Here is a 531-nt window from a genome sequence, read left to right as displayed (position 1 = left end):
GGTTTCACAAACAGCCCGTCAGACCAGACAACTTTGTTAAATGAAGATGACATATAAATCCCTATTCACTTATGATCCGGACTTCTTCTTCCAGCAAAAGCATCAGAAGACGGTCATCCGCGCCAATATCGGCCACTTTGAAATTCGCGCGCCAGGTGGCACCTTCCAGATCAAGATATTCGGCAATCACGGCAATTTCCTGCGTGCCTTTCGGCAGTTCATATGGGCCAAGGATTTTATAGGTATCCGGCTCCAGCATGTTTTCATCCATGATGTCGAGAAGGGTCACACCAAGGGTGTCTTCCGGCTCTTCAGCCAGCGAAAAGAAATCATAGCTGTAAAAGCGATGCGTGCTTGTCAGCGCAAAGATCTTCACAATGATCGGGGCTGGTTTGCCATCAAAGTTACGATTCACATCCCCGGCGGCATAAGCATGCAGCGCGACGTTGCTGGGCTGTTCTTCCGCTTCACCAACGGGCACGTCAGGGTCTTTGATCACCTCAACGATTTTTCCTGCGGCTTCACAGCCGG

Annotated in this window: 1 protein-coding gene; it reads right to left on the bottom strand. The window is 50.3% G+C overall.

The genetic code is table 11. From position 1 onward, the window contains the following. Window positions 1-61: 61 nt before the first annotated feature. A partial coding sequence (gene tssJ / locus ACPGUT_RS16200; RefSeq protein ID WP_423993144.1) for a type VI secretion system lipoprotein TssJ occupies window positions 62-531 on the bottom strand: 470 nt, incomplete at its 5' end.

This window comes from Halocynthiibacter sp. (assembly GCF_049608145.1).
Taxonomy (GTDB): domain Bacteria; phylum Pseudomonadota; class Alphaproteobacteria; order Rhodobacterales; family Rhodobacteraceae; genus Halocynthiibacter.
This window is presented reverse-complemented; position numbering and strand designations above follow the sequence as displayed.